This is a genomic window from Amycolatopsis sp. NPDC045836 (genome assembly GCF_056431745.1).
The window spans coordinates 113,131-139,154 of the sequence record NZ_JBWKKF010000012.1 but is presented as its reverse complement, the minus strand read 5'-3'; the positions used below and the strand labels follow the sequence as shown (position 1 = coordinate 139,154).

General features: G+C 71.3%; 26 protein-coding genes. 12 read left to right on the top strand and 14 right to left on the bottom strand.

What is annotated here, in order from left to right:
* The first annotated feature begins 1,027 nt into the window (after positions 1 to 1,027).
* The gene (locus tag AC07EG_RS23620; RefSeq protein WP_478255444.1) at positions 1,028 to 3,787 is read left to right on the top strand and encodes an FAD-binding and (Fe-S)-binding domain-containing protein; all 2,760 of its coding nucleotides are present in this window, start codon (positions 1,028 to 1,030) and stop codon (positions 3,785 to 3,787) included.
* Here AC07EG_RS23620 and AC07EG_RS23615 read toward each other — a convergent pair.
* On the bottom strand, positions 3,784 to 4,674 hold the full coding sequence (locus AC07EG_RS23615; RefSeq protein ID WP_478255330.1) for an aminoglycoside phosphotransferase family protein: 891 nt from the start codon (positions 4,672 to 4,674) through the stop codon (positions 3,784 to 3,786). The genes AC07EG_RS23620 and AC07EG_RS23615 overlap by 4 nt on opposite strands.
* Before the next feature lie 54 nt (positions 4,675 to 4,728).
* Here AC07EG_RS23615 and AC07EG_RS23610 point away from each other — a divergent pair, with 54 nt between their 5' ends.
* Complete coding sequence (locus tag AC07EG_RS23610) at positions 4,729 to 5,937, top strand: kynureninase (RefSeq protein WP_478255329.1); 1,209 nt, start codon at positions 4,729 to 4,731, stop codon at positions 5,935 to 5,937.
* On the opposite strand, the gene mtnA is transcribed toward AC07EG_RS23610, so the two are convergent.
* Positions 5,915 to 6,886, bottom strand: coding sequence for an S-methyl-5-thioribose-1-phosphate isomerase (gene mtnA, locus AC07EG_RS23605; RefSeq protein ID WP_478255328.1), 972 nt, complete (start codon positions 6,884 to 6,886; stop codon positions 5,915 to 5,917). The two genes, AC07EG_RS23610 and mtnA, sit on opposite strands and share 23 nt — an antisense overlap.
* Positions 6,887 to 6,900: 14 nt before the next feature.
* Positions 6,901 to 7,560: an SLC13 family permease gene (locus AC07EG_RS23600; protein WP_478255443.1), complete on the bottom strand. Its 660-nt coding sequence runs from the start codon at positions 7,558 to 7,560 to the stop codon at positions 6,901 to 6,903.
* Between the two features lie 45 nt (positions 7,561 to 7,605).
* Here AC07EG_RS23600 and AC07EG_RS23595 point away from each other — a divergent pair, with 45 nt between their 5' ends.
* On the top strand, positions 7,606 to 8,061 hold the full coding sequence (locus AC07EG_RS23595; protein ID WP_478255327.1) for an isocitrate/isopropylmalate family dehydrogenase: 456 nt from the start codon (positions 7,606 to 7,608) through the stop codon (positions 8,059 to 8,061).
* A gap of 6 nt (positions 8,062 to 8,067) precedes the next feature.
* Positions 8,068 to 8,481 carry a RidA family protein gene (locus AC07EG_RS23590; protein WP_478255326.1) on the top strand — a complete coding sequence of 138 codons (414 nt, stop codon included), beginning with the start codon at positions 8,068 to 8,070 and terminating at the stop codon, positions 8,479 to 8,481.
* Here AC07EG_RS23590 and AC07EG_RS23585 read toward each other — a convergent pair.
* From AC07EG_RS23585 to AC07EG_RS23550, 8 genes are read right to left on the bottom strand one after another with little or no spacing between them, the layout of a single operon-like run.
* A complete protein-coding gene (locus tag AC07EG_RS23585) occupies positions 8,447 to 9,550 on the bottom strand; it encodes an acyl-CoA dehydrogenase family protein (protein WP_478255325.1) in 1,104 nt (367 codons plus the stop codon). The genes AC07EG_RS23590 and AC07EG_RS23585 overlap by 35 nt on opposite strands.
* Positions 9,543 to 9,962: a RidA family protein gene (locus AC07EG_RS23580; protein WP_478255324.1), complete on the bottom strand. Its 420-nt coding sequence runs from the start codon at positions 9,960 to 9,962 to the stop codon at positions 9,543 to 9,545. Before AC07EG_RS23580 ends, AC07EG_RS23585 begins: the two co-directional genes overlap by 8 nt.
* Positions 9,947 to 10,774, bottom strand: a complete 828-nt coding sequence (locus AC07EG_RS23575; protein WP_478255323.1) for an enoyl-CoA hydratase family protein — start codon at positions 10,772 to 10,774, stop codon at positions 9,947 to 9,949. The genes AC07EG_RS23580 and AC07EG_RS23575 overlap by 16 nt, the downstream gene beginning before the upstream one ends.
* Positions 10,771 to 11,463 carry an SDR family NAD(P)-dependent oxidoreductase gene (locus tag AC07EG_RS23570; protein WP_478255322.1) on the bottom strand — a complete coding sequence of 231 codons (693 nt, stop codon included), beginning with the start codon at positions 11,461 to 11,463 and terminating at the stop codon, positions 10,771 to 10,773. The genes AC07EG_RS23575 and AC07EG_RS23570 overlap by 4 nt, the downstream gene beginning before the upstream one ends.
* Entirely contained in the window at positions 11,460 to 12,959 is a 1,500-nt protein-coding gene (locus AC07EG_RS23565; protein WP_478255321.1) for a benzoate-CoA ligase family protein, read from the bottom strand. The genes AC07EG_RS23570 and AC07EG_RS23565 overlap by 4 nt, the downstream gene beginning before the upstream one ends.
* Positions 12,959 to 13,699, bottom strand: coding sequence for a creatininase family protein (locus tag AC07EG_RS23560; RefSeq protein ID WP_478255320.1), 741 nt, complete (start codon positions 13,697 to 13,699; stop codon positions 12,959 to 12,961). The genes AC07EG_RS23565 and AC07EG_RS23560 overlap by 1 nt, the downstream gene beginning before the upstream one ends.
* Before the next feature lies 1 nt (position 13,700).
* A complete protein-coding gene (locus AC07EG_RS23555; protein WP_478255319.1) occupies positions 13,701 to 15,722 on the bottom strand; it encodes an FAD-dependent monooxygenase in 2,022 nt (673 codons plus the stop codon).
* Entirely contained in the window at positions 15,719 to 16,519 is an 801-nt protein-coding gene (locus AC07EG_RS23550; protein ID WP_478255318.1) for an LLM class flavin-dependent oxidoreductase, read from the bottom strand. The genes AC07EG_RS23555 and AC07EG_RS23550 overlap by 4 nt, the downstream gene beginning before the upstream one ends.
* A gap of 48 nt (positions 16,520 to 16,567) precedes the next feature.
* On the opposite strand from AC07EG_RS23550, the gene AC07EG_RS23545 reads away from it, so the two are divergent.
* The 3 genes from AC07EG_RS23545 to AC07EG_RS23535 are packed head-to-tail and all read left to right on the top strand — an operon-like array spanning position 16,568 to position 19,346.
* A complete protein-coding gene (locus tag AC07EG_RS23545) occupies positions 16,568 to 17,392 on the top strand; it encodes a PaaX family transcriptional regulator (RefSeq protein WP_478255317.1) in 825 nt (274 codons plus the stop codon).
* Complete coding sequence (locus AC07EG_RS23540) at positions 17,389 to 18,180, top strand: tryptophan 2,3-dioxygenase (RefSeq protein WP_478255316.1); 792 nt, start codon at positions 17,389 to 17,391, stop codon at positions 18,178 to 18,180. Before AC07EG_RS23545 ends, AC07EG_RS23540 begins: the two co-directional genes overlap by 4 nt.
* The gene (locus AC07EG_RS23535; protein ID WP_478255315.1) at positions 18,177 to 19,346 is read left to right on the top strand and encodes an aminotransferase class V-fold PLP-dependent enzyme; all 1,170 of its coding nucleotides are present in this window, start codon (positions 18,177 to 18,179) and stop codon (positions 19,344 to 19,346) included. Before AC07EG_RS23540 ends, AC07EG_RS23535 begins: the two co-directional genes overlap by 4 nt.
* On the opposite strand, the gene AC07EG_RS23530 is transcribed toward AC07EG_RS23535, so the two are convergent.
* Positions 19,339 to 19,929: a GGDEF domain-containing protein gene (locus AC07EG_RS23530; protein WP_478255314.1), complete on the bottom strand. Its 591-nt coding sequence runs from the start codon at positions 19,927 to 19,929 to the stop codon at positions 19,339 to 19,341. The two genes, AC07EG_RS23535 and AC07EG_RS23530, sit on opposite strands and share 8 nt — an antisense overlap.
* 184 nt (positions 19,930 to 20,113) lie before the next feature.
* On the opposite strand from AC07EG_RS23530, the gene AC07EG_RS23525 reads away from it, so the two are divergent.
* From AC07EG_RS23525 to AC07EG_RS23510, 4 genes are read left to right on the top strand one after another with little or no spacing between them, the layout of a single operon-like run.
* Entirely contained in the window at positions 20,114 to 20,563 is a 450-nt protein-coding gene (locus AC07EG_RS23525) for a helix-turn-helix domain-containing protein (RefSeq protein WP_209664671.1), read from the top strand.
* A gap of 4 nt (positions 20,564 to 20,567) precedes the next feature.
* Complete coding sequence (locus AC07EG_RS23520; protein ID WP_478255313.1) at positions 20,568 to 21,116, top strand: hypothetical protein; 549 nt, start codon at positions 20,568 to 20,570, stop codon at positions 21,114 to 21,116.
* On the top strand, positions 21,113 to 22,243 hold the full coding sequence (locus AC07EG_RS23515; RefSeq protein ID WP_478255312.1) for an MAB_1171c family putative transporter: 1,131 nt from the start codon (positions 21,113 to 21,115) through the stop codon (positions 22,241 to 22,243). Before AC07EG_RS23520 ends, AC07EG_RS23515 begins: the two co-directional genes overlap by 4 nt.
* A complete protein-coding gene (locus AC07EG_RS23510; RefSeq protein WP_478255311.1) occupies positions 22,240 to 23,445 on the top strand; it encodes an FAD-dependent oxidoreductase in 1,206 nt (401 codons plus the stop codon). The genes AC07EG_RS23515 and AC07EG_RS23510 overlap by 4 nt, the downstream gene beginning before the upstream one ends.
* Here the strand turns inward: AC07EG_RS23510 and AC07EG_RS23505 are convergent.
* Positions 23,442 to 24,167: an alpha/beta fold hydrolase gene (locus AC07EG_RS23505; RefSeq protein ID WP_478255310.1), complete on the bottom strand. Its 726-nt coding sequence runs from the start codon at positions 24,165 to 24,167 to the stop codon at positions 23,442 to 23,444. The genes AC07EG_RS23510 and AC07EG_RS23505 overlap by 4 nt on opposite strands.
* Before the next feature lie 16 nt (positions 24,168 to 24,183).
* Positions 24,184 to 25,332, bottom strand: coding sequence for an FAD-dependent oxidoreductase (locus AC07EG_RS23500; RefSeq protein WP_478255309.1), 1,149 nt, complete (start codon positions 25,330 to 25,332; stop codon positions 24,184 to 24,186).
* A 105-nt stretch (positions 25,333 to 25,437) separates the two neighbouring features.
* On the opposite strand from AC07EG_RS23500, the gene AC07EG_RS23495 reads away from it, so the two are divergent.
* The gene (locus AC07EG_RS23495; RefSeq protein ID WP_478255308.1) at positions 25,438 to 26,001 is read left to right on the top strand and encodes a TetR/AcrR family transcriptional regulator; all 564 of its coding nucleotides are present in this window, start codon (positions 25,438 to 25,440) and stop codon (positions 25,999 to 26,001) included.
* Positions 26,002 to 26,024 lie beyond the last annotated feature (23 nt).

Sequence of the window (26,024 nt, the reverse complement as noted above, 5' to 3'; positions counted from 1 at the left end):
CACGCTGATCGACATGAGCCACACGGCACTGGGTGGCCTCGTGCACCGCACTGTGCACGACGTCGGTGTGCGCTGGGCACACGTGGGTAAGCGCGGTGGCCGAGATCCGCGTGGTGGTGGTCTGCTCGGCGTGCGCTACCTACTCCCGGGTTCGCCGGGTCTTATGACAGTAGTGTGAAATTTCCATTATCGGGACACGTCGCGGTCACGGCGTGGGAAATGCCACGCCACGGTTGACGGGCAGGTAACAACGGCGTTAAACGCGATCGGAGGCTCAGGCGGGGCCCTGACCTGCGTGAATAGGGTGCGCTGGGGCTACTTGATCGGTCCGGTGCTCCACATGGTGCGGTCGGGCGCCGGAGCGGGCGCCCCGGGAATCACCCGCGAAGCCGAGTGCCCGGCGCGATCGCGAAGGCAGTCCGAAGGGGTCAACCGGGGTCACCGCGGCTCGGGCAAACGGTGGTTGTGGGCCATATCGGGCACTGGTTCGCTGGCCCGGTCGGAGTTCCCTATTGCGCACGCGTCGGGTGAAGATCCCCGGCGCGGACGCGGGCCGGCCGAGTGGTCCTGTTCGCCGGTGCCCTCGCCCGATCCAGCCTCGCTGATCCCGAACCCGCTGCGGGGGAGAACGGCTGGCTCGGGGCGGACTGGGACCTGCCGGTCCCGTCGATCGTGGTGGACCCCGCTGGAGGATGCGGCGGTACGATCCCGCGCTGGAGACCGAGTCCTACCGGATGGGCAGCGAGCAGCTGGCACGTGTGGCGCACCGGGGGACACCGGTACCGAGGTCAGCCGGGAAGGCGTTCCACCCACGCGCCGGAAGCGGACATTTCGCGCAAATCGCCCGCCATGGTGAATCGCCAACTAACTACAGCTGGAGATCGTGGACAGGAGCGGCACGCGCTCGAGCTACGGCGGCACCGCCGAGTCCACTTTGACCGATCCGGCGGGCAACTTCTTCCAGTTGCTGAAGAACCAGGGTCGCGACGCCGCTCGATCTTGTCTTCAATGGGTCCCCATGGAGGAGATGCGGGCGGCGTTGCGGCGGGAACTGGGCGCGAGGGTGGCCGTGGACCCGGCCACCCTCGCGCTGTACGGCACGGACGCGTCGAACTACCGGCACGAACCGGTCGGCGTGGTGTGGCCGCGCACGGCCGAGGAGACCGAGGAGGTGGTCGCGGCCTGCCGGGTGGCCGGGGCGCCGATCGTCGCCCGCGGTGGGGGTACGAGTGTGGCGGGCAACGCGTGCGGGCCCGGGGTGGTGCTGGACTTCTCCCGGCACCTGAACCGCTTCGGCGAAGTCGATCCGGTGAACCGGACGGTGTGGACGGAACCGGGCGTGGTGCTGGACCGGTTGCAGGCGGCGGCCGCCCCGCACGGCCTGCGGATCGGGCCCGACCCGTCCACGCACAGCCGGTGCACGCTCGGCGGCATGATCGGCAACAACGCCTGCGGCTCGCATTCGGTGGCCTGGGGCCGGACCGCGGACGCCGTGCGCAGCTTGGACGTGCTGCGTTACGACGGCACGAGGACGACGGTCGGCCGTGACGTCGGGGTGCCCGACGAGGTGCGCAAGCTGGTCCTCGACCACCTTTCCCTGCTGCGCACCGAGCTTTCGCCGTGGTCCCGCCGGGTTTCCGGCTACGGGCTGGAGCACCTGCTGCCGGAGAACGGGTTCGACCTGGCCAAAGCGCTCGTCGGCAGCGAGGGCACCTGCGTGACGGTGCTCGGGGCCGAACTGGCGCTGGCGGAGTTGCCCAGGGCGCGGGTGCTGGCGGTGCTCGGCTTCGATTCCGACATCGCGGCGGCCGACGCGGTGCCGTCGATCCTGCCGTGGTCGCCGTTGACGGTCGAAGGCGTGGACGCGGAACTGGTGTCCCTCTTGGACTCCTCGCGCAGCACCGGACTGCCGCGTGGCCGGGCGTGGCTGTTCGTCGAAATGGCCGGGGACACCGAGGCCGAGGCGGTGAGCCGGGCGCGGGCGCTGACCCGCGACCTCGCCGGGCACCTCACCGGTGAGGTGGTGCTCACCGATCCCAAGGCCCAGCGGGAACTGTGGCGCATCCGGGAGGAGGGCGCCGGCCTGGCGACGCGGCTCGCGGACGGTTCGGAGGCGTGGCCCGGCTGGGAGGACGCGGCGGTCCCGCCCGACCGGCTCGGCGCCTACCTGCGCGAGTTCAAGCAGCTGATGGCCGAGCACGGCAGGCAGAGCGTGGTCTACGGCCACTACGGCGAAGGCTGCCTGCACCTGCGGCTCGACTTCGACCTGCTGTCCACGCCGGGACGGGCCGGCTTCCGGAAGTTCCTCGAAGAGGCGGCGGACCTGGTTGCCGCGCACGGTGGCTCGCTCTCCGGTGAGCACGGGGACGGCCAGGCGCGCTCGGAGCTGCTGCCGCGGATGTACAGCCCGCAGGTGCTGGCGCTGTTCCGGCGGTTCAAGGGCATCTTCGATCCGGACGGCATGATGAACCCGGGTGTGCTGGTCGAGCCGCGGGCGCTCGACGCCGACCTCCGGGTGCGGACCGCGCCCGCGTCGATCGACTCGGTGACCTTCCTCGGTTACCCGGAGGACCGCGGCAGCTTCGGGCAGGCGGTGCGGCGTTGCGTCGGAGTCGCGAAGTGCCGTAACACCCGGAGCGGCGGCGTGATGTGCCCGAGCTATCGCGTCACGCTCGACGAGAAGCATTCGACCCGCGGCCGGGCGCGGCTGCTCGCCGAGATGATCAACGGCGAGGTGATCCGCGACGGCTGGCGGTCCGAGGAGGTCCGCGAGGCGCTGGACCTGTGCCTGTCCTGCAAGGGCTGCCTGTCGGACTGCCCGGTGGAGGTGGACATGGCTACCTACAAGGCCGAGTTCTACCACCAGCACTACCGCGGCCGGGTGCGCCCGGCGGCGCACTACTCGATGGGCTGGCTGCCGTTGTGGCTGCGCCTGGCGGGACGCGTGCCCCGGCTGGCGAACACGCTGCTCGAACGACCGCGGCTGGCGCGCCTGCTCAAGCGGCTGGGTGGCATCGCGCCGGAACGGGACCTGCCGGCGTTCGCCCGGCCGTTCACCTCGCGGAAGCTCGACTCCGGTGGCGGGCGCGATGTGGTGTTGTGGCCGGATTCCTTCAACAACTACTTCACCCCGGACGTGCTCGCCGCGGCGGCCGAGGTGCTCACCGCGGCCGGGTACCACGTCGTGCTGCCGGACAAGGGTGTCTGCTGTGGACTGACCTGGGTGTCGACCGGGCAGCTGGGGGTGGCTCGAAAAGTGTTGCAGCGCACACTTTCGGTGCTCAAGCCCTACCTCGACGCCGGATATCTGGTGGCAGGCGTGGAACCGAGCTGCACGGCGTTGTTCCGTGGCGACCTCAAGGCGTTGCTGCCGGACGAGCCGGTCGCCGCGGTGCTCGCGGAACGCACGCGCACCTTCGCCGAACTGGTCGCCGACTCACCGCTGGAGTTCCGGGCGCTGGACGAGGAGGCGGTCAGCCAGGTGCACTGCCACCAGCACGCCGTGCTCGGCTTCGAGGCCGACGAGCGGGTGCTCGCCGGCGCCGGGGTGCGCAATTCCACGCTTGACTCCGGTTGCTGCGGACTGGCTGGGAACTTCGGTTTCGAGCGCGGGCACTACGAGGTGTCGGTCGCCTGCGCCGAGGACGGGCTGCTGCCCGCGCTCCGTGCCACCGATCCGGGCACACTGGTTATTTCGGACGGGTTCAGCTGCCGCACGCAGATCGCGCAGGAGTCGGACCGGACGGCGGTGCACCTCGCCGAAGTGCTGCGGCGAGCCCTGCCCTAAGCGCCGAACCAGCGCTGGGCCAGCGAATCGAGGGTCGGCTGCTCGGGTTCCGGCATTACCTTCAGGTACCAGGGCAGGTTGCTGTAGACGTGCAGCAGCGTGTACGCCAGGCAACGGCGGGCGAAGTCGGCGTCCAGTTGCTCCGGGGTGTAGCCGTAGGCGAGCAGCAGGTGCCGGAACAGCGCCAGGTCCCCACCCGCGACGAACACCCCGGCGCCGACCAGTTCGTACTCCGGGGCACCCCGCATCGCAGGCTCGAAGTCGAACAGCCCGGTCAGCGCCCAGCCGCCGGCCTCCCGCCGCACCAGCAGGTGGTCGCGCATGAACTCGGTGTGCAGCAACACCGGCTCCGGCGTGCCGAGGTCGACGCGGGCCAGGAAGCCGGGGATCTGCGCGAGCCACTCGTCGGCGAGCCCGGCCCGTCGCTGCTGCTGGACGGCGTTCGCGCGCTGGGTCGCGATGAACTCGGACCAGTCGGGCGGACCCAGGTCCGGGGCGGGGGTGCGGTGCAGCACGGCCAGCGCCTCACCGAGCCGCTGCGCCAGTGACACCTTGTCCTCGCCGGTGAGCCGCGGCCAGGCACCGCTGAGCAACTCACCCGGGAGGCGGGTCATCAGCACGTAACCCCAGCCGTCGAACTCGCCGGTCGCTTCGAGACGCGGGGTCGGGATCGGGAGCTCGCCGTGGAGCTGGCGCAGCACTGCGGCCTCGGTGCCGGTTTCGTCCCGGTGGACCGGGGGAAACAGCTTGAGCACCAGGTCGCCGCCCACCGCGTAGACCGGCAGCGAGCCGCCTTCGAAGCGCTCGACCGCCTGATCGGCCAGGCCGAGTTCGGTCAGCAGGGCGGAGACCCCGGGTTCCTCGGGTTCCTCGGGGGAGAACGGCATGCGCGGAAGGTAGAGCAGCGCGGGCGCTGATCGCGACGGATTTATGGTGGCCGGGTGACCCTGCAGCGTGCGCGTGCCCTCGACCGGACCGATCCGCTCTCCGCCTTCCGCGACCGGTTCCTGCCCGCCGACGAGAAGGTGGTGGCCTACCTCGACGGCAATTCGCTCGGCCGCCCACCCCGCTCGGCGCTCGACCGGCTCGAGGCACTGGTGCGGGAGCACTGGGGGGAACGGCTGATCCGGGGCTGGGCCGACGGCTGGACCGAACTGCCGACCCGGCTCGGCGATCGGCTGGGCGAGGTGGTGCTGGGCGCCGCACCCGGTCAGGTGGTGCTGGGCGAGTCGACCTCGGTCTGGTTGTACAAGCTGCTGCGGGCCGCGCTGGCGTTGCGGCCGGGGCGCCGCGAGATCGTCACCGACCGGCACAACTTCCCGACCGACCGGTACCTGGTCGAGGGCATCGCCGGGGAGCTCGGCTGCCGGATCCGCTGGGTGGAAGCCGAACTCGGGAGCGGGCCGTCGGCCGGGCAGGTGGCCGCGTTGCTCGGGCCGGAGACCGCGGTCGTGACCCTGAGCCACATCGACTACTGGTCGGCTCAGGTGGCCGACCTGCCCGCGATCACCCGCCTCGCGCACGAGGCCGGGGCGCTGGTCGTTTGGGACCTTTGTCACAGCGTGGGTTCACTGCCGCTGTCGCTCGACGCCGACGAGGTGGACTTCGCGGTCGGCTGCACCTACAAGTTCCTGTGCGGCGGACCCGGTTCGCCCGCCTTCGCCTACGTGCGCCGGGACCTGGCCGACGAGGTGCGCCAGCCGATCTGGGGCTGGTTCGGCCGCCGCGACCTGTTCGAGATGGGGCCGGGGTACGAACCGGCGGACGGGGTGCGCCGGTTGCTGTCCGGCACGCCGCCGGTGGTCGGCCTGGCCGGGGTGGAGGCCGGGGTCGAGCTGATCGCCGAGGCGGGCATGCCGCGCATCCGGGAGAAGGCGGTGGCGCTCACCGAGTTCGCCGTCGAGCGGTTCGACGAGGTGCTGGCGCCGCTCGGCTTCGACCTCGGCTCACCCCGCAACCCGGCGTCGCGCGGGGCTCACGTGACGATCCGACGTGCCGACGCCAGGGAGCTCTCGGCCGCGCTGATCGACGCCGGCGTGCTGATCGACTTCCGCGCACCCGACGGCATCCGCCTCGGGCTCTCACCGCTGACCACGGGGTTCGAAGAACTGCACCGGGCGGTGGAGGTCATCCGGGACCTCGCTCGGTGACCACCGCGGTGATCAGCTCCGCCGGGGTCACGTCGAAGGCCGGGTTGAACACCGGGGCACCGGCCGGCGCGGTCGGCACGCCACCCCAGCCGGTCACCTCGCCGGCACCGCGTTCCTCGATCTCGATCAGGTCGCCGCTGGGGGTCTGTTCGTCCAGTGTGGACGACGGGGCCACCACCACGAACGGGATCCGGTGGCGGGCGGCGGCCAGCGCGAGCCCGTAGGTGCCGACTTTGTTGGCGACGTCACCGTTGGCCGCGACGCGGTCCGCGCCGACCACCACGCAGTCCACCAGACCGCGGGCGATCGCCGAAGCCGCCGCCACGTCGGGCAGCACCCGGTACGGCACACCGGCGTCGGCCAGCTCCCACGCGGTCAGCCGGGCACCCTGCAGCAACGGCCGGGTCTCGTCGACCAGCACGTACTCCACCCGGCCCTCGGCGTGGAGGTGCCAGACGACGCCGAGCGCGGTGCCCCAGCTGACCGTCGCGAGGCGACCGGCGTTGCAGTGGGTGAGCAGGCGCAGGGGGCGCCGCGGGCACAACCGGCGGATCAGTTCGGCGGCCTCACCCGACGCCGCGCGGCACAGCTGCTCGTCTTCGTCGAGCACCGCCAACGCCTCGGCGAGCACCGCGTCCGGTCCTTCGGGCAGCTTCGCCAGCGCTCGGCGGACACCCCAGGCCAGGTTGACCGCGGTCGGCCGGGCCTGCTCCAGCCGCCGGGCCTCACCCTCGACGTCCACCCCGCGCCGCGCGGCGAGCGCGACCCCGAGCGCACCGGCCGCCCCCAGCGCCGGGGCACCGCGGATCGCGAGCCGCTGAATTGCGCCGATCAAATCGGAGACTGTCTCCAGTTGCAGCAACTGGAATCGGGCGGGCAGGGCGCACTGGTCGACGATCACCACCGCGCCGTCGTTCCAGTCGATGGTGCGTTGGTCGACGGACCCCATGGTCCGAGCTTAGTTCAGCCGAGGCCCACCAAAGCCACCGTCAGCGGCAGCACCGCGACGATGAGGAGCGCCCCGCAGACGTCGAAGCTGATGCCGGAGCGGATCATCCGCGTGATCGGCACCGTGCCCGAGCCGTAGACGATCGCGTTCTGCGGCGTGGCCACCGGCAGCATGAAGCCGAAGGAAGCGGCGAAGGTGGCGGCCAGCGCCGGCATCAGCGGATCGACCCCGGCGGCCACCGCGATCGGGATGACGATCGGCACCACCACCGACGCGGCGGCGGTGTTGCTGGTCGTCTCCGACACCAGGATCGCCAGCGGCACCCCGAACAGCGTGATCGGCAGTGAACTGGCCAGGCCCAGCGCCCCGGAGGTGGACTCGCCGATCGTCTTCGCCAAGCCCGACGAGGCGAGCAGCGAGCCGAAGATGATGCCCGCGCCGAACAGCATGATCGTGCCCCAGTCGATGCGCGCGGCGTCCGGCCAGGACAGCGTGAACGCCCGGCGCTGCCACGCCACCGGCAGCAGGAACAGCAGCGACGCGCCCAGCACCGCGACGATGCCCTCGTCGAGGCGGTCGCTGACGGTCTTGTACACCGCCGAGTCGTTGCCCGCGACCAGGCCGACGATGGCGGGCACGATCCACAGCGTCACGGTGAAGCCGAACGCGACCAGCGTGTTCTTCTCCGCCCGCGAAAGTGAACCGAGCTCTGGGACGACGTGTTCCGCCGGGTCGCCGCCGACTACCCGCAGGTCGAAAGCGACAGCTGCCTGGTCGACGCCATGGCCGCGCGGTTCGTGCTGCGGCCGGAGGACCTGTCCGTCGTGGTCGCCTCCAACCTCCACGCGGACACCCTGTCCGACCTCGGCAGCGCGCTGGTGGGCAGCCTCGGCGTGGCGGCCAGCGCGAACCTCAACCCGGAACGCCGCTTCCCGAGCATGTTCGAGCCGGTGCACGGGTCCACGCCGGACATCGCCGGGCAGGGGGTGGCGAACCCGATCGGCGCCATCGGCAGCGCGGCGCTGATGCTCGACCACCTCGGCCTGCCCGCTGAAGCCGCGCGGCTGGACCGGGCCGTCGAAGCCACCACGGCCGCTGGGGTGCTGCCGCGCGACCTCGGCGGCACGGCGAGCACGAAGGAAATCGCGTTGTCAGTGCTCGACCACCTGGGATAGGAACGAATGGTGATCATTCGGACGAATCCCCCCACCCTGCACGTGCCGCCCGGCTACCACCACGTCACCGTCACCGAACCCGCCCGCCTGGTGTTCCTCGCCGGGCAGTGCCCACTGGACGCCGAGGGGGCCACGGTGGCGGGTGGCCTGCTCGCGCAGGTGGACCAAGTGGTGGCGAACACGCTGACCGCACTGGAGTCCGCCGGTGCCGGGCCCGCCGACGTGGTGCGCACGGTGATCTACGTGGCCACCACCTCGGCCGACGAGCTGTCCGCGGTCTGGGACCGGCTCAACGCCTCCGCCCTGGCCGAGGCGTTCACCAGCGCCAGCACCCTCACCGGGGTCACCGTGCTCGGTTACCCGGGCCAGCTGGTCGAACTGGACGTCACCGCCGCTTTGGGAACAGCCCCCGGGCGATGATTTCGCGCTGCACCTCGGAGGCGCCTTCGTAGATCCGGGGTGCGCGCACTTCGCGGTAGAGGTGTTCCAGCAGGTGCCCGCGCTCCAGGGCGCGGGCACCGTGGACCTGGATCGCGGCGTCCACCGCGTGCTGTGCGGTCTCGGTGGCGAACAACTTCGCCATGGCCGCCGCCGACGCGACTCCGGAGCGCCCTTCGTCATAGGCGGCGGCCGCGTCGTGCACCAGCAGCCTGGCCGCCTGCACCCGCGTGGCCACCTCGGCCAGCGTGTGCGACACCGCCTGGAAATCGTTCAGGTGCTTGCCGAACGCCTCGCGCGCACCGGCGTAGGCCACGGCGGCGTCGAGCGCGGCCTGGCCCATGCCCACCGCGAAGGCGCCGACGCTCGGCCGGAACAGGTTCAGCGTGCCCATGGCCACGCGCATGCCCCCGCCGACCTCCCCGAGCACGTGGCTGCCCGGCACGTAGACCTGGTCGAAGACCAGCCGTCCGATCGGGTGCGGCGACAGCAGCGGGATCGGCTCCCCGGACAGCCCCGGCGACTTCCCCGGCACGCAGAACGCGGTGATACCCCGTGAACCCGGCTCGCCGGTGCGGGCGAACACCGAATAGACGTCGGCCTCCGGTGCGTTGGAAATGTAAACCTTCTCACCTGTGAGCCGGTAGCCGCTGCCATCGGGGGTAGCGCACAAGGAGAGCGAAGCCACGTCGGAACCCGCCCCGGGCTCGGTCAACGCGAACGCGGCCACGGCCTCGCCGGCGGCCACCCGCGGGATCCACTCGTCGACCACGTCCGCCCGGCCCGCCGAGAGAATGGGGTAGGAACCGAGCCCCTGCACCGCGAACGCGGTTTCCGCCTCGGTGCAGTGCCGGGCCAGGCCCTCGCGCAGCAGGCACAGCGTCATCGCGGTCACCGGCCGGTAGCCGGCGCCGTCCCGCACGAACACCTGGTCCAGCAGGCCGTGCTCGGCCAGCGCCCGCACCAGCGGCCGGTTGACCCGGCCGTCCTCCCGAGCCAGCGTCCGCAGTTCCTCGCCGATCTGCTCGGCCTTCGCCAGCAGGTCACCCATCCGCGATCACCGCCGTGCCGACCAGCTCCAGCTTCGCCGCGGGGTCGAACAGCTCGGCCACGCCGAGCAGCGCGATCGCGGGGTAGTGCCGTCCGAAGTGCTTGCGGTAGAGGGGCGCCAGTTCCTTGAGCGCCGCGCGGTAGGCGGGCACGTCGGTCACGTAGAACAGCAGCGACACCAGGTCGCTCGGCTGCCCGCCGGCTGCCCGCAGCGCGGCGACCACGTTGCCGGCGGCCACGTCGAACTGCTCGGCGATCGTCTCGCCGACGATCTCGCCGTCGCGTCCCTGCGCGGTCTGCCCGCCGAGGTAGACCGCGCGGCCGGGTGCGGCCACCACGGCGTGCGCGAAGCCGACCGGCTCGGCCAGCTCCGGTGCCACCACGATCCGGTGCGCGCTCACCGCCCCGTCCACCGCGGACTCCTCCCCGCCGTCCACGCGCGGTAGAACTCGCCGTGGTCGGCGCTGGTCATCAGCAACGCCTGGGTCATCGCCTCCAGCTCGATGGAGCTGCCGAGGTCCATGTCGAGTTCCCTGGTCAGCAGCACCTTCGTGGTCGAATACGCCAGCGCGGGACCGTCGGCCAGCCGCCGGGCCAGCGCGGTGGCCGCCGACGGCAGCTCCTCGTCGTCGACCACCTGCGAGGCCAGGCCGATCTGCTCGGCCTTCTCCGCGCGGATCTTGTCCCCCAGCATCAGCAGCTCGGTCGCGCGGCCGAGGCCGACCACCCGCGGCAGCAGGTACGCCGAGCCCATGTCCGCACCGGCCAGCCCCACCTTGGTGAACAGGAAGGCGAACGCGGCCGAGCGCGCCATCAGCCGGAAGTCGCTGGCCAGTGCGATCACCGAACCGGCACCGGCGGCGATCCCGTTGATCGCGGCGATCACCGGCAGCGGGCACTCGCGCAGCGCCTTGACCACGGCGCCGGTCATCCGGGTGAACTCCAGCAACCGCGCCGTTTCGAACTTCTGCAGCTCGCCGATGATCTCCTCGACGTCACCGCCCGAGCAGAAGCCGCGGCCCTGACCGGCGATCACCAGCACCTTCGCGTCACCGCGGTGCGGCAGTTCGGCCAGCAGGTCGCGCAGGTCGGCGTAGACGTCGAAGGTGAGCGCGTTCAGCTTTTCCGGCCGGTTCAGCGTGACGGTGGCCACGCCGTCGGCCACCTCGAAGTCGAAGTGCGCCCACTTCCCGGTGAAACCGGGTGACGCGCGGAACGGGCTCATGACTGGATGCCACCTCCATCGAGAACGATCGTCTGCCCGTTGACCGCGGCGGCCTCCGGAGCGGCGAGGAAGGCGACCGCGAAGGCCACCTCCTCGGGCTCGAGCAACCGCCCGAGCGGGGACGCGGCGGCCAGCGCCGCTTCGGCTTCGGCCTCGTCACGCCCGGTCGAGCCGCTGATGCGCGCGATCGAGGTGCGGGTCATGCCGGTGCGCACGAACGCCGGGCAGACCGCGTTCGCGGTGACCCCGGTGCCGGCGACCTCGGCGGCGACCGCCCTGGTCAGCCCCAGCGCGGCGTGCTTCGAGGCGGTGTACCCGGCGGTGTAGCGGTAACCGGCGTGCGCGGCGGTCGAGGCCACGGTGACGATCCGACCGGAGTTCCGTTCACGCATGCCCGGCAGCACGGCCCGCGTGCACAGGAACGCACCGGTCGCGTTGACCTCGTGCTGCGCCTGCCAGTCCGCCAGCGAGGTGCGGGCCAGCGGCGCGCTCGTCGAGATGCCCGCGTTGTTCACCAGCACGTCGACCGGGCCCAGGTCGGCGAAGAAGGTGGTCACCGCCTTTTCGTTGGTCACGTCACAGTCGGCGCGACCCGGTGCGACGACGCGGTCCCCGGCGTCGGTGAACCGCGCGGCGATGGCGGCCCCGATGCCGCGGGTGCCGCCGGTGACCACCACGAGCCTGTTCATCGGGCCTCCGTTCGCAGTGCACGGCGGTCGAGTTTTCCGTTGGCTGTTCGCGGAAGTGTGTCGACGAACACGATTTCTCGGGGGTACTTGTGTCCCGCCAGTCGTGCTCGTCCGTATTCGCGCAGTTCGTCCTCGCCGACCGTGCCGTTCCGCACCACGAACGCGCGGATGCGGGTGAGTCCGTCCTGTTCGTACCCGAGCGCCGCGCATTCGACCACTTCGGGATGACCGAGCAGGCAGTTCTCGATTTCGCTGGGCGCCACGAAGATGCCGCCGACCTTGAGCAGGTCGTCGGCCCGGCCGTGGTGGGTGAAGTACCCGTCGGCGTCGCGGCTGAAGAGGTCACCGGAACGCAGGGTGTCGCCGTCGAAGGTGCTGGCCGACTTCTCGGGGTCACCCCAGTACTCCCCGGCGATGGTGGGGCCGGTCACCTCCAGCGTGCCGATTTCACCGTCCGGCAGCGCGGTTCCGGTTTCGTCGATCACCCGTGCTGAATACCCCGGCACTTCGCGGCCGAGGCTGCCGCGTTTCGCCGCACCCGGTCTGTTCGACAAAAAGATGTGGTACGCCTCCGAAGAACCGATTCCGTCGACCACCTCGACGCCGAAGGTCTCGTCCCATTTCCGGTGCACTTCGGCGGGCAGCGCCTCACCGGCCGAGGTGCACAACCGCAGGCAACTGAGGTCCTGCTCGGCGGCAGCCGGATGGGCCAGCATCGCGCTCATCATCGTCGGCACGTTCACCAGGATCGTCGGCCGTTGCTCGGCGATCAGCTGGAAGAGCAGGTTCGGCGTGGTGCGCTCGGGAAAGACGATTCCGGCGCCGCCGACCCCGAACGGGAACATCGCGACCAGGTCGCGGGCATAACCGAAGAACAACTTCGGCACGCCGAGCACCCTGTCCTCGGCGTTGATACCGAGAATCTCTTTCGCATACAGCTCGAAACTGCGGATCGGACTGCGGCGGGTGTGCGTGCACGCCTTCGGCGCGCCGGTGCTGCCGGTGGTGAACTTCCAGATGGCGACCTCGTCATCCGGGACCTCCACCGGGTCGAGCTGGTCGGAAGCCTGCGCCAGGAGCGTGCTCAGCGAATGCTCGCCGGCCCGCAGTTCACCCTCGTCCACACCCGCGACCACCAGGTTGCGCGCCCCGGCCTCACGCAGCGGACCCAGGGTGGTGGCGTCGGCGACCACCACGGCCGCTTCGGTGTAGCCGAGGAAATACGCGTAGTCCTTCGGCTGCAGGAAGGTGTACACCTCGGCGGTGACCGCGCCGATTTTCTGTGCGCCGTACCACGCTGCGACGAACTCGACGCCGTCGTTCAACGCCAGCAGCACGCGCTGCCCGGTGCCGACGTGCAGGGCGCGCAGCATGTTCCCGGCGCGATTGCTCAACGCGCTGAGTTCGCCGTAGGTGACCGCCCGGTCCGGGGTGAACAATGCCGTTCGCGAAGGTTCGTTGCGGTCCAGGAAGTACGAGGTGATGTTCGAGTACATCACGCCTCCTTCGCGGTCGCGCGAATGGTTTCGACGAGCATTTCCGCCAGCGTGCCGAAGGTTTCTTCGCCTTCTTCGGCGGTGGCTTCGGCGGGGGCACCGCAGTAGGCCGCGGTCATGCCCATCTCCCGGAAGTCCGACTGACCGGCCCGCATCGCCGACGGCAGGTCGACCGGCACGGCGGGCAACTCCAGCATGGCCGCGGTGTCGACCAGGTCCGGGCGGTCGGCCAGCACCAGCGAGGTCTCGTACCGGCCGGCGTGGCACGAACCGCTGCGGAACTCGTCGGTGAGCCGTTCGGCGTTGCGCCGCCGCACCAGGTCGAGATAACCCGCGCCCGCCGACTCGGCCGCACGGCGCAGCGTGGTCACGTGCTCGGGTTCGAAGTGGTTGTTCACGATCACCACCCGGGGCAGCCCCTGCTCCGCCAGCGCCCGGCACACCTCGGTGACCAGCGCGAACAGGGTGTCCGCCGCGATGTGCACGCCACCGGCGAAGCCGCGTGCGAACCGGGTGACGCCGTAGGGGAGCGCGGGCAGGATCAGCACGCGCACCTCCGGGTCGTGCGCCAGCGACCGTGCCGCGCGTTCGCACATGCCCTGCGAAATCAGGGGATCGGTGCCCAGCGGTGCGTGCGGACCGTGTGGTTCCACGGCACCGACCGGCAGCAGCAGCACCGGGGTGCGCGGACCGGACCGCAGCGCGTCGACTTCCGGGGAGGTCAGGTCGGCGAAGTACATCTCACGCCTCCAGATCGAGCAGGCACAGATCAGCCCGCCCGGCCGCGAGCACGGTGTTGACCTCGTCGGTGGTGGTCAGATGTCCGCCAACAAGCGTTGGCACACCGGCCTCAGCACGCACGCGGTCGCTGATCGTGGTGAGGAAACCCCGCCGGTAGACCGGTTTGCCCTCGGCCACGGTTTGCCCGGCTTCGACGTGGATCATCGAGGCGCCGGCTTCCGCGAAGGCCCGTGCGTACGCCACCCCGTCGTCGATCGTGGCTCCTCGCGAAGCCCAGTCGGTGACGGTCAGCCGGACCACGAGCGGCCGTTCCGCCGGCCACGCTTCCCGGCAGGCGGTCAGCACTTCGAGCGGGAACCGCAGCCGGTCGTCGGCGGGATTGGTCAACGGTGAGAGGAAGCTCGCGAGCAACCTGCCCTGCGCGAAGTCCAGCTCCAGCAGGTCGAACCCGGCACCCGCCGCTTCCGCCGCCGCCGACGCGAACTGGTCGCGAACGCGCGCCAAGTCCTGCTCGCCGGCGGCTTTCGGCACCTGGCTCAACGGTCCATACGGCACCGCCGACGCCGACAACAACGGCCACGCTTCGCCCGGCGGCAACGGCACATCGACGCCGTACCGCGCGGGCCGCGTCGCACCCCGGCGACCGGCGTGCGTGAGGCACGCCATCGCCAGCGCCCCGGCCTCGTGCACCGCGGCCACCGGCCAGGAAGCCGGGCCGACCGGGGTTTCCGGCGTGATCCGCCCGTCGTCGGACACCGCGATCGGTGCGGTGCGCACCAGTCCGGCACCTCGCGGCTCGCCGGTCACCACCAGCCGGTTGGGGATGAGCGCCTTCCCCAGCGGCAACGGCGTGAGGAACGGTGGCGGGGCGAACAGCCGCTCCGGCTCGCCGGCGAAGTCGAGGTCGGCCCGCCGCACGAACTCCGGGTCCCGCAGCGCCAGGTTCGCGTGGCTGATGCGCCCGCTGCGGGTGAGCAGGTTGACCGCGAACTGCCGCGGTGGCAGCCCGGTGTGGTGCCGGACGCGTTCGAAGTACCCGGCGCTGTCGGCGGCGGCCTGCTGGAAGCGGTCCACCACCGGGCGGCGCTCCAGTTCGTAGTCCACCAGGGCGGCCCGGACCGCCGCCCGGTCGTGGTGCCCGCGCCGGACGAACGCGTTGGCCAGCGCGACGGCGTCCTCCATGGCGAGCTTCGTGCCCGAGCCGATGGAGAAGTGCGCGGTGTGCGCGGAATCGCCGAGCAGCACCACGTTGCCGTCGCTCCAGCGCCGGTTGCGGATGCGCGGGAAGCTGAGCCACGCCGACTTGTTCGACAGCAGGTGGTGCCCGTCGAGGTCGTGCGCGAAAAGGTTTTCGCAAAACGCGATGCTTTCCTCTTCGCTCATCCGGTCCAGCCCCGCCGCCCGCCAGGTCGGCTCCGGGCACTCCACGATCACCGTGCTGGTGTGCTCGTCGAACGGGTAGGAGTGCGTCTGGACCAGGCCGTGCTCGGTTTCGGCGAAGCTGAACCGGAACGCGTCGAGCACCAGGTCCGTGCCGTACCAGATGTACTTGCAGCCCTGCGGGGTCGAGCGCGTGCCGAAATCACGGGAGCGCCGCAGCACGCTGTTGACCCCGTCCGCGGCGACCACCAGATCGGCGTCGGGCAGCTGTGCCGGATCGTCGACGGGGGTTTCGAAGTGCAGCACCACGCCGAGTTCGCGGCAGCGTTCCTGCAGGATGGCGAGCAGCTTCTTGCGGGCGATCGCGGAGAAACCGTGTCCGCGCGAGCGCAGTTTCTCACCGCGGTAGTGGATGTCGATGGCGTCCCAGCGCGCGAAGGTGTCGGTGATCCGCAGGAAGGTGGCGTAGTCGGCGTCGCGCAGTTCGCCGAGCGTCTCTTCGGAGAACACCACGCCCCAGCCGAAGGTCGCGCCCGGTGCGTTGCGTTCGAAGATCTCGATCTCGTGCGCCGGATCGGCCCGCTTGAGCAGGATCGACAGGTACAGCCCGGCCGGCCCGGCACCCAGCACGCTGACCTTCATGCCAGCACCTCGGCGAGCCGGTCGAGTTCGTCCAGGTCCGAGACGGTCGGGTGCAGGATCAGCTCGTCGCAGCCCTCAGCCGCGTATCCGCGCACGAAGTCCTTGACGGCGCGGGCGCTGGTCAGGTTGGCGGCGGCGATGGTCTCGGCGAACGGCCCGGTGAAGGCGTAGTAGTCGCGCAGGTAGGCGGAGCCGCGGTCGGGGTCGCCGAGGGCGAAGTAACCCTGGCCCCACAGCTTCGGCCTGCCGGGACGGCCGAGGTCGTGCCAGGCGGCGCGGGCCCTGGTCGCCGCGGAGGCGAAGGCGCGGGGCGGGCCGCCGCCGTGGGCGAAGCCGTCGGCGTAACGCGCCATCCTGGCGAACGCCGCGCCGCTGCTGCCGCCGACCAGCAGCTCGATGCCGGTGTTCTCGGCCCGAAGGTGCGCGAGCTGAGTGGAAAGTCTTTCACCTCTGGTGCGGTGGTCGGCTTCGGCGGCGGTGTAGTCGTCGCGGCGGGCGCCGACGCCCAGGCCGAGGGTGAACCGGCCGTCGCTCAGCCGCGCCACCGAGTCCGCCTGCTTGGCCAGCATCGCGGCGCTGCGCAGCGGCCCGATGGCGATGTTGGTGGCCAGCCGCACCCGTTCGGTGACCGCGGCCGCCGCGGCCAGCGCGGTGAATGGCTCGACGCTGTCGTAGACCAGCCGGTCCAGCACCGCGACGGTGGAGAACGGGCCCGCGTCGGCCCGCCGCGCCCACTCGGCCAGCAGCCGCCCGGTCGCGCCCGGCGTGGTGTTCGGCAGCCCGATTCCGACCTTCATCCAAATCAACCTACATCTGAGCCGGGTGAGGTGTATAGAGTCAGCGGGGTGACCACCCCGTTCGAACCGGCTCCCCAGGAACTGGTGCTGACCCTGCTCGGCGGCTACGCCGAACCCCGGCGCACCCGCCGGGTCTGGTCCGGCGGGCTGGTCGCGCTGCTGGCCGAGCTCGGTTTCTCCGAAGGCGCGGCCCGGATCGCGCTGACCCGTGTGGTCCGCCGCGACCTGCTCGAGCGGCACCGCGACGGCAGGCTCGTCTACTACCGGCTGACCCGGCGCACGCTGTCCGTGCTGGAGGACGGCGACCGGCGGATCTTCTCCCTCGGCCGCACCCCGGTGCTCGACGGCGACTGGACCGTGCTGTGGCACCAGATCCCCGACGACCGCCGTGTCGCCAGGGAGCGGCTGGTGCGGCGGCTGCGGTTCCTCGGCTTCGGCTCGGTCCAGGACGGCACGTGGCTCGCGCCGCACGACCGTGAGCAGGAGGTGCTGGACCTGCTGCGGGAGCTGGACGTGGCGGCGCACGCCGGGCTCATGCTCGGCAGGCCGTCGAAGGAACTGGACATCGGCGGGTTCGCCGCCCGTGCCTGGGACCTCGACGACCTGGCCACCCGTTACCGCGCCTTCGTCGCCGAGTTCGAGCCCTACGCCGACGAGACCGCCCGCGCGGTGCTCGACGACGCGGCCGCGTTCGCCCTGCGCACGCGGCTGCTCCACCTCTTCCGGGAGTTCCCGGCCAGGGACCCGGAGCTGCCCGGGGAGATCGTGCCGGCACCCGCCGCGCGCGACCGGGCGGTGGCGTTGTTCCACGACCTGCAGGCGGCACTGGCGCCGGCCGCGCAACGACACTTCGACGAGGTGACCACCCCATGACCGAAACCGGCACCACCGCCAACGCGGCGCTGACCTACACCTCCTACCTGGCACTGGACGAGGTGCTGGGCGCGCAGCGCCCGCGTTCGGAGGAACACGACGAACTGCTGTTCATCGTCATCCACCAGGTCTACGAGCTGTGGTTCAAGCAGATCCTGCACGAGCTGGCCGAGCTGCAGCGGCAGCTGGAGGCGGGCGCGACCGCGCACGCGGTGCGTTCGCTGCGCCGGGTGCTCACCATCTTCAAGGTGATCGTCGCGCAGATCGACGTGCTGGAGACGATGACGCCGAGCCAGTTCACCGGGTTCCGGGAACGGCTGGACGCTTCCAGCGGGTTCCAGTCGGCGCAGTTCCGCGAGCTGGAGTCGGTGCTCGGCCGCCGTGACGAGCGCGTGGTCCGGCACCACCCGGAGGGGCGGGCGCGGGACCGGGTCACCGACGCCATGACGCGGCCGTCGGTCTTCGACTCCTTCGTCACCTACCTGGCCAAGTGCGGGTACGACGTGCCGTCGGGGCGGGACGTCACCCGGCCGCTGGAGCCGTCGCCGGAACTGCAGGACGTGCTGCTGAAGGTGTACCAGGACGACGCCGGGCCATCGACCATCGCCGAGCACCTGGTCGACCTGGACGAAGGGGTGCAGGAGTGGCGGTACCGGCACGTGAAGATGGTCGAGCGGACCATCGGCGACAAAACCGGCACGGGGGGTTCCTCGGGGGCGCACTACCTGCGGAAGACGCTGTTCCAGCCGATGTTCCCGGACCTGTGGGCCGTGCGGAGCCGGCTGTGAACTCGGGGAACCCGCTGGCGGCGCACTACCGGCGCTTCCGGGTCGCCGAGCGGCCGCTGCTCTCCGCGCATTCGCACCAGGCTTGGCCGGACGTGGCGCTGGAGGGGCAGGTCGAGGCGTTCGAGGACGCCGCGCTGGAGGCCGACGCGAAGTGGGACCGCGCGTTCGCGAAGGCGAACGAGGTGCGGGCCGCGTTCCGTGGCTGGCTGGGCGATCCGGCCGCCGAACTCGCGCTCGGGGCGAACACGCACGAGCTGGTGATTCGCCTGCTGTCCGCCCTCGACCTGCGGGCACGGCCGCGGCTGGTGACCACCGACGGCGAGTTCCACACGTTGCGCCGACAGCTCGCGAGGCTGGAGGAGGCGGGCATCGAGGTGGTGCGCGTGCCGGTTGCGCCGGTGGACTCGCTTGCCGAGCGCCTTGCCGCTGAAGTCGACGACCGGACGTGCGCGGTGTTCGTCTCGAAGGTGCTCTTCGAGACATCGCTCATCGTATACGATACACAACCGCTCGCCGAGCGATGCGCCGCTCGAGGTGCCGAGTTGGTGGTCGACGCCTACCACGCACTGGGCGCGGTGCCGTTTTCGATGGACGGCCTGGAAGAGGCGTGGATCGTCGGCGGCGGGTACAAGTACCTCCAGTTCGGCGAAGGCAACTGCTTCCTGCGCGTACCGCCGCACGCCGCCGAGTTGCGGCCCGTGGTGACGGGGTGGTTCGCCGAGTTCGGGGCCATCGCGGATGCCCGTCGCCCTGGCGGGGTGACCTACGCCCCGGGCGGCGACCGGTTCGCCGGTGCCACCTACGACCCGACCAGCCACTACCGGGCGGCCCGCGTCGCCGCCTTCTTCGCCGAGCAGGGTCTGACCGCGGCGCGGTTGCGGGAGATTTCGCTCCGGCAAAACACCCGATTGGCCGAGCGGTTCGACGCACTCGACCTGCCGCCGTCGCTGATCAGCCGTGAGCAACTGCCCAGGGAGGCGTTCGGCGGCTTCCTCGCGCTGCGCAGCCCGCGTGCCGGGGAGTTCTGCGCCGAACTGGAGAAACGCGGGGTCCGGACGGACAGCCGCGGCGAGTACCTGCGCTTCGGTCCCGCGCCCTACCTGGCCGACGCCCAGTTGGACGCCGCCATGGCCGCGCTCGGCGAGGTGTGCGCGGTGGTCAGGTGACCGGCGGCAGGGAGATCCGGTCGCGCCCGCTGCGCTTGGCGACCTGCAGCGCCAGGCTCGCCTCGCCGACCAGTTCCCGCAGTCCGGTGCCCAGTTCGGGGTGGTGCACGCCGACGCCGATCGAGCTGGTCAGCTCCTCGATGACCACCGTGTGGCCGATCGCGGATCGCACGGTGACCACGATGGTCCTTATCCTGGTGCGTATGTCCCGCGCGATCGAGAGCCCCTGCTCGAGGCGGGTGGCTGGCAGCAGCACGAGGAACTCGTCCCCGTCGTGCCCGCCGAACCGGCCGAGGATGTCGCCGTCGCGCACGGTGTTCCGCAGAGCCAGGGCCACCGACGTCAGCACCGTGTCGCCGGCGAGCTGACCGTGGGCGTCGTTGATGGCCTGGAAGCGGTCCAGGTCGACCAGCAGCATCACCCCGGGCCGGTGGGCCAGCTGCTGCAGGGCGTGCCCGGCCTGGTGGTCCCACTCCCAGCGGCCCGGCAGGCCGGTGAGCCGGTCCATCGCGCGGTAACCCAGCGGTTCACCGCACAGTTCGCAGCACAGACCCCGGTCGGCGGTGTGCACGGCGCCGGGCACGGTGGCAGCGGAACGATCTCGCCCGCTTGTACTCACATACAGTGTCCGGCTGCTACCCTCTTTCGCATCAGTCAATCCGGTCACGCTTCGGAGACTAATGGGCGCGGACCGTGGTTTCAACTGAAGCGAAGAAAACCGACAGGATCGACATCTTCTTCAGTGGAAATTCGGAGAGGTGGACACGGTGGATCGGGGTAGCCGGAGCCTGGCGGACAAGCTCAACCACTTGTTCGCCAACCAGACACCGCGTGACGGGCAGGAATACAGCAACGAGCACGTCGCGGCGACCATCTGCGCCGAGGGCGAGGTCAAGATCTCGCAGAGCTACATCTGGCAGCTGCGCAAGGGCAAGAAGGACAACCCGACCTTCAAGCACCTGCAGGCGCTGGCCGGATTCTTCGGGGTGCCCGCCAGCTACTTCTTCGACGACGCGGTCACCGATAGGGTCGACAGGCAACTGGCGGAACTGAAGTCCGAGCAGGCGCGGCTCAACGAAATCGCGGGCAGCAGCGACGCGCAGCTCATGGCCATGCGGGCGGGTGAACTGTCGCCGGAACGCCGCCGGCTGGTGATGGAGCTGCTCAACGTCGTCTACCGCGAGGAGCAGGCCGCCCGGGCCGACACGGAGGAGTGATCCGGTGCGCGAGCGAGCGTTACGCCGGCAGTGCAGGCAACTGCTGAACGAGCTGGACATCCGCCCGCCGCTCGACGTGACCGAGCTGTGCCGGAAGGTCGGCGAGCGCCGCGGCAAACCGATCCGGCTGATCGCGCACGCCATCCCGGTGCCCGGTCCGTTCGGCGTCTGGATCACCACCAGGACCGCCGACTACATCCTCTACCAGCAGGAAACCAGCAAGGCCCACCAGGGCCACATCATCCTGCACGAACTCGGCCACATCCTGGCCGGGCACCACAGCGACGAAGGTGACGACGCGCTGCTCGCCGAGCTCTACCCGGACGTCGAGCCGAACGCGCTGCGCGAGCGCTACCCCGACCTGGAGTCCGACGCGGTGCGCCGCGCGCTGCGCCGCACCTCCTACGACACCGAGCACGAGCGCGAGGCGGAAACCGTCGCCACGATCATCCTGGAATGGGCTTCGGTGCTCGACCGGGTCGCGCCCGGGGCGCACGCGCCGTCCACCCGCCGGATGGAGGCCGCCCTGTCCGACCGGCTGGGGTGGTTGTGAGCGCCGGACTGCTCGCCTACGGCGTCGTCGCGGTCGCCGCGCTGACCTGGCTGCTGATCCGGCTGGTCCGCTCGCCGCGCTCGGCCCCGCTGTGGTGCGTCACGATCGCCGTCGGCTGCCTGGCCATCGCCTACCCGTTCGGCTTGATCGCCGGTGAGAACCAGGTGTTCCTCGGCCTGCCGCCGATGGTGTCGCGGCTGATCCAGCACGGCATCCTGCTGGTCGCGGTCAACTGCCTGATCTCGTTCTTCCTGTTCTCCGCGCTCGACCAGCGCCAGGCGCTGCGCAAGACCACGCGGTACCTGATCCCGCTGGCCGTGGCCGAGGTGGTGCTGGTCGTGGCCGCGGTGATCACCCCGGCCGGGGTCGCCACGAACGACCACTCGGTGACCGGTGTGGCGTTGTTCTTCGTCACCGCCGACGCCTACATGGGGCTGGGCTTCGGGCTGGCCGCGCGCTGGGCGTTCAAGTCCGCGAAGGGCACCGAGCGCAACGTCCGGCGCGGCCTGCGGATGGCCGGGGTGGGCATGTCGATGATCGTGGTGGCGGACTGCCTGTTCATCCCGGCGGTGGTGCTGCGCTGGCTGGGCATGGCCGCCGCGCCGGGAGCCGACGGCACCGCCCAGACCACGATCGGCTCGATCGGCGCCATCTTCTTCCTGCTGCCCGGCATCGTGATCTTCCTGATCGGCTTCACCTACCCGGCGGCCGCGCGCCGGTTCGCCGCGGCCGGGGTGTGGCTGCACCACCGCCGGATGTACCGGCGGCTCGGCCCGCTGTGGACCGTGCTGCACCGCGAGTTCCCCGAGGACGCGCTCAGCCGGGTGCCGGCCAGCCGCTGGCGCGACCTGCTCAGCGTCACCGGTGTGCACCGGCGCTACTACCGGCGCGTGATCGAGTGCCGGGACGGGCTGGTGCGGATCAGCCCGTACCTGGCGGACGTGCGGGAGCAGCCGGTGACCCACGAGAACCTGGCGGACAAGTTGAAGGAAGCGCTGCGCGCCCGCTCCACCGGCGACGAAGTGCCGAAGCAGGCGGTGCCGGTGGCCGTGCCGGCGGGTGAGGGGCTGGACGCGGACGTCCGCGAGCTGGTGGCCCTGTCCAGGGCGCTGCAGGCGAGCCGATGACCCACGCGCTGATCATCGGTGGCGGCATCGCCGGTCCGGTGGCCGCGATCGCCCTGCGGAAGGCGGGCATCGGCTCGGTGGTCTACGAGGCCCACCCGACCGGGGCCGACGACGTCGGCGCGTTCCTCACGCTGATGAGCAACGGCCAGGACGCCCTGCGGGCGATCGGCGTGCACGAGCGGGTCGCCGACGAATCGTTCGCCGCGTCGAAGGTGGAGTTCCTCAGCGGGGCCGGGAAGTTCCTCGGTGAGGTGCCGCTGCGCCGCGAGGGTGTGCTCGGCCCGCGCACGCTCAAGCGCGCCACGCTGTACCGGGTGCTGCAGGACGAACTGGCCGAGCGCGGCATCCGGATCGAGCACGGCAAGCGGCTGACCGGCGCGCGCAACACCTCCGACGGCGGGGTGGTGGCCACCTTCGCCGACGGTGACCAGGCCAAGGGCGACCTGCTGATCGGCGCCGACGGCATCCACTCGGCCACGCGCGCGATCATCGACGAGACCGCGCCGCGGCCGGAGCACACCGGCCACACCACCATCTGCGGTTACGCGCCGGACGCGCCGTCGCCCGCGCCGCCCGGCGCCTACCGGATGGTCTACGGCAAGCGCGCCTTCTTCGGTTACGTCACCGCACCGGACGGCGAGACCTGGTGGTTCACCAACGCGCCGGGGGTGGAGCGGAGCAAGGCGGAACTCGCGGCCATCGGCGCCGGTGAGTGGAAGGACCGGGTGCTGGAGCTGTTCGCCAGGGACCACACGCCCGCCGCCGACATCGTGCGGGCCACCGGTGACGAGGTGGTGGCGAGCAACTCGTACCACATCCCGTCCGCCCCGGTCTGGCACGCGGGCTCGATGGTGATCGTCGGGGACGCCGCGCACGTGGCCGCGCCGAACGCCGGGCAGGGCGCCTCACTGGCCGTCGAGGACGGGGTGACGCTGGCGCGCTGCCTGCGGGACGTGGCGGACATCGGCAACGCCTTCCGCGCCTATGAAGGGCTCCGGCGCGAGCGGGTGGAACGCGTGGGGGCGACCAGCGCGCGGATGGGCAGCACCGCGGTGCCGGGTCCGCTCAAGCGCATGGTGCGCGACGCGATGCTGCCGTACCTGCTGAAGAAGGGGCCGCGCAACAACGCCGACTGGCTCACCAAGCACCACATCGACTGGGAAGCCCGGGTCTCCCTCGACGACGCCCTCGCCACGAACTAACGCAGCAGCGCGAGCACCGCCTCGGGGTTCTCGACGTGGGCGTTGTGGCCGAGGCCCGGCAGCACGACCGGGTCCGGCACCAGTTCACGCAGGTGGTCGGCGGGGCACATCGGGTCGTGTTCACCCGCCGCCAGCACCACCGCACCGCGGGCGGCGGCGAGCAGGCCCGGCAGGTCGGGGGCACCGACGCCGAACGCACGCTGGTCCAGTGCCACCCGCCAGCCGTCGCCGTCCTGGACCACGCCCGCGCTCACCGCCTCCAGCGGTACGAGGCCCACCAGGCCGGACACCTTGAGCCAGCGGTCCGCGGCCTCCTCCCGGGTGGCGAACACCCGGGCGGGCTTCGCCGCCACCGCCGCGGCCTTCTCCAGTTCTTCCGCGGTCCAGCGCACCTTGATGCCGAGCCCGCACGCCGCGCGGACCGGCACGCCGAACCAGCCGCTGGCCAGCGTCAGCGCCAGGACGCCGCCGAGCGAATGCCCCAGCACGGTCACCTCGCCGCTGACCGACTCCGCGACCCCCGCGGTCAGCCCGCCGAACGAGTAGGCGGGTGCGGCGGGGGAGCGGCCGTGCCCCGGCAGGTCCGGCACCACCCAGTTCCACTCGCCGGAAAGCCGGTCGGTCAGCCCCTGCCACACCTCGCCGGTCGCGCCGAGCCCGTGCAGCAGCAGGAGCGTCCGGTCCCCGGAACCACCACGACGAACGAACAAGTCACCGGTCATGTCCGGAATCCTGCCATCAACGATCCGCCAGGCCGGCCAGTCGCTTGGTCAGCACCACCCGGAAAGCGGGCACCTTCGCCAGTGCCGAGAGCGCCGTGTTGCGCACCGGGCGCGCCAGCGGGCTCGCGGTGGCCAGCCGGGTCAGCCGCCCGGCGAACTTCACCACCTCCTGCGCCTTCGGCCGCTGGGCCGCTGCGTACTCGTCGAGCAGGGTGTCCGGGCCGCCCCTGACCACCGCGCCCAGTGCCTCACCCAGCGCGATCGCGTCCCGCAGGCCCAGGTTCATGCCCTGGCCACCGGCCGGGCTGTGCACGTGGGCGGCGTCGCCGGCCAGCAGGGCACGCCCCTCGCGGAAGCGGTCGGCGACCCGGTGGTGCACGCGGAACCGCGAACCCCAGACCACCTCGCTGATCCGCGCGACCCCGGCGGCGGGGCCTCGGCGGTCCAGCAGGTCCTGCACGAACGCCAGGCCGGGGTGCTCCGGCGGGTCCCCGACCTCGGCCACGATGCGGAACGAGCCATCGGGCAGCGGTGCCGACACGACCATGCCGCCGGTCGAGAAGAACAGCACGACCTCGTCCCGGGGCAGGCCGCCGTCGCGCAACCGCACGTCGGCGAGCGTGAACGTCTCGCCCGCGCTGTCCCGCCCGAAGCCGATCCCGGTCATCGTGCGCACCGCGCTCTTCATGCCGTCGGCACCGACCACGTAGCGCGCGCGGATCTTGTGCTCATCATCGACCGTAGCGGTCACGCCGTCCTCGTCCTGGTGGAGCGCGGTGAGCCGGTGCGGGCGCAGGACCCCGCCACCGAGTTCGACGAGCCGGTCGAGCAGCACCTGTTCGGTGGTCGGCTGCGGAACCATGAACAGCGTCCGGTACGGACTGGGCACCTGCCCGAACTCCAGCGGCACCAGCACCCGATCGCTGTCGCGGATGGTGAACCGGCGGGCTGGCAGCGACAGCTCGGCGAGCCGGTCCGCCACGCCGATCCGCTCCAGCGCCTCCATGGTGCGCGGGTGCACCACGGCGGCCCGTGAGGTGTTCGCGCCTTCCGCCTGCTGGTCGAGCACGGTCACCTCGACACCCTGCTGGGCCAGGCTCGCCGCCGCGGCCAGGCCCACCGGGCCCGCGCCGACCACCAGCACCTCGGTCTGCTCGGGAATCATTCGCGCCACCTTTCGAGGAAGTCAACAACTGTTGGCCAACACTTGTTGGCAAAGTAGGCCGGATCGCATTGGCTTGTCAACAGGTGTTGGCCTACGGTTGTTGGCATGAGCGAGACGGCACGCCGGTCCGACCGGACGCGGCAGGCGATCCTGGTGGCGGCGCGGGAACGGTTCGCCAAGGACGGTTACGAACGCGCCACCATCCGGGCCATCGCCGCGGAAGCGAACATCGATCCGTCGATGGTGATGCGCTACTACGGCAACAAGGAGGGCCTGTTCGCCGCGGCCGCCGAGATCGACCTGCGCCTGCCGGACCTCACCGGGGTGCGGCGCGAACGGGTGGGAGAAGCGCTGGTCGCGCACTTCCTCGACCGCTGGGAAGCCGACGACACGCTCCAGCTGCTGCTGCGGACCAGCGCCACCAACGCGGCCGCCGCCGAGCGCATGCAGCAGATCTTCGCCGCCCAGCTGGTGCCGGTGATCGAGGCGCTCGACCCGCCGGACGCCGACTTCGCCACCAGGGCCGGCCTCTGCGCCAGCCAGGTGCTCGGCCTCGCGCTGTGCCGGTACGTGCTCGCGCTGCCGCCCGTGGTGGCGATGGACCGGGACGCGGTGGTCGCCTGGGTGGGGCCGGGGCTGCGCCGGTACCTGGTCGAGCGCGCACCTTGAACTCTGGTGAAACACCCCCTTGG

What these genes read in the sequence shown, in the direction of transcription:
- AC07EG_RS23575 (WP_478255323.1), bottom strand. Translation starts at nt 10,774, where the DNA reads ATGAGCCCGTTCCGCGCGTCACCCGGTTTCACCGGGAAGTGGGCGCAC.
- AC07EG_RS23550 (WP_478255318.1), bottom strand. Translation starts at nt 16,519, where the DNA reads ATGAAGGTCGGAATCGGGCTGCCGAACACCACGCCGGGCGCGACCGGG.
- AC07EG_RS23615 (WP_478255330.1), bottom strand. Translation starts at nt 4,674, where the DNA reads ATGCCGTTCTCCCCCGAGGAACCCGAGGAACCCGGGGTCTCCGCCCTG.
- AC07EG_RS23510 (WP_478255311.1), top strand. Translation starts at nt 22,240, where the DNA reads ATGACCCACGCGCTGATCATCGGTGGCGGCATCGCCGGTCCGGTGGCC.
- AC07EG_RS23500 (WP_478255309.1), bottom strand. Translation starts at nt 25,332, where the DNA reads ATGATTCCCGAGCAGACCGAGGTGCTGGTGGTCGGCGCGGGCCCGGTG.
- AC07EG_RS23590 (WP_478255326.1), top strand. Translation starts at nt 8,068, where the DNA reads ATGGTGATCATTCGGACGAATCCCCCCACCCTGCACGTGCCGCCCGGC.
- AC07EG_RS23495 (WP_478255308.1), top strand. Translation starts at nt 25,438, where the DNA reads ATGAGCGAGACGGCACGCCGGTCCGACCGGACGCGGCAGGCGATCCTG.
- AC07EG_RS23565 (WP_478255321.1), bottom strand. Translation starts at nt 12,959, where the DNA reads ATGTACTCGAACATCACCTCGTACTTCCTGGACCGCAACGAACCTTCG.
- AC07EG_RS23560 (WP_478255320.1), bottom strand. Translation starts at nt 13,699, where the DNA reads ATGTACTTCGCCGACCTGACCTCCCCGGAAGTCGACGCGCTGCGGTCC.
- AC07EG_RS23585 (WP_478255325.1), bottom strand. Translation starts at nt 9,550, where the DNA reads ATGGGTGACCTGCTGGCGAAGGCCGAGCAGATCGGCGAGGAACTGCGG.
- AC07EG_RS23570 (WP_478255322.1), bottom strand. Translation starts at nt 11,463, where the DNA reads ATGAACAGGCTCGTGGTGGTCACCGGCGGCACCCGCGGCATCGGGGCC.
- AC07EG_RS23620 (WP_478255444.1), top strand. Translation starts at nt 1,028, where the DNA reads ATGCGGGCGGCGTTGCGGCGGGAACTGGGCGCGAGGGTGGCCGTGGAC.
- AC07EG_RS23555 (WP_478255319.1), bottom strand. Translation starts at nt 15,722, where the DNA reads ATGAAGGTCAGCGTGCTGGGTGCCGGGCCGGCCGGGCTGTACCTGTCG.
- mtnA (WP_478255328.1), bottom strand. Translation starts at nt 6,886, where the DNA reads ATGGGGTCCGTCGACCAACGCACCATCGACTGGAACGACGGCGCGGTG.
- AC07EG_RS23505 (WP_478255310.1), bottom strand. Translation starts at nt 24,167, where the DNA reads ATGACCGGTGACTTGTTCGTTCGTCGTGGTGGTTCCGGGGACCGGACG.
- AC07EG_RS23540 (WP_478255316.1), top strand. Translation starts at nt 17,389, where the DNA reads ATGACCGAAACCGGCACCACCGCCAACGCGGCGCTGACCTACACCTCC.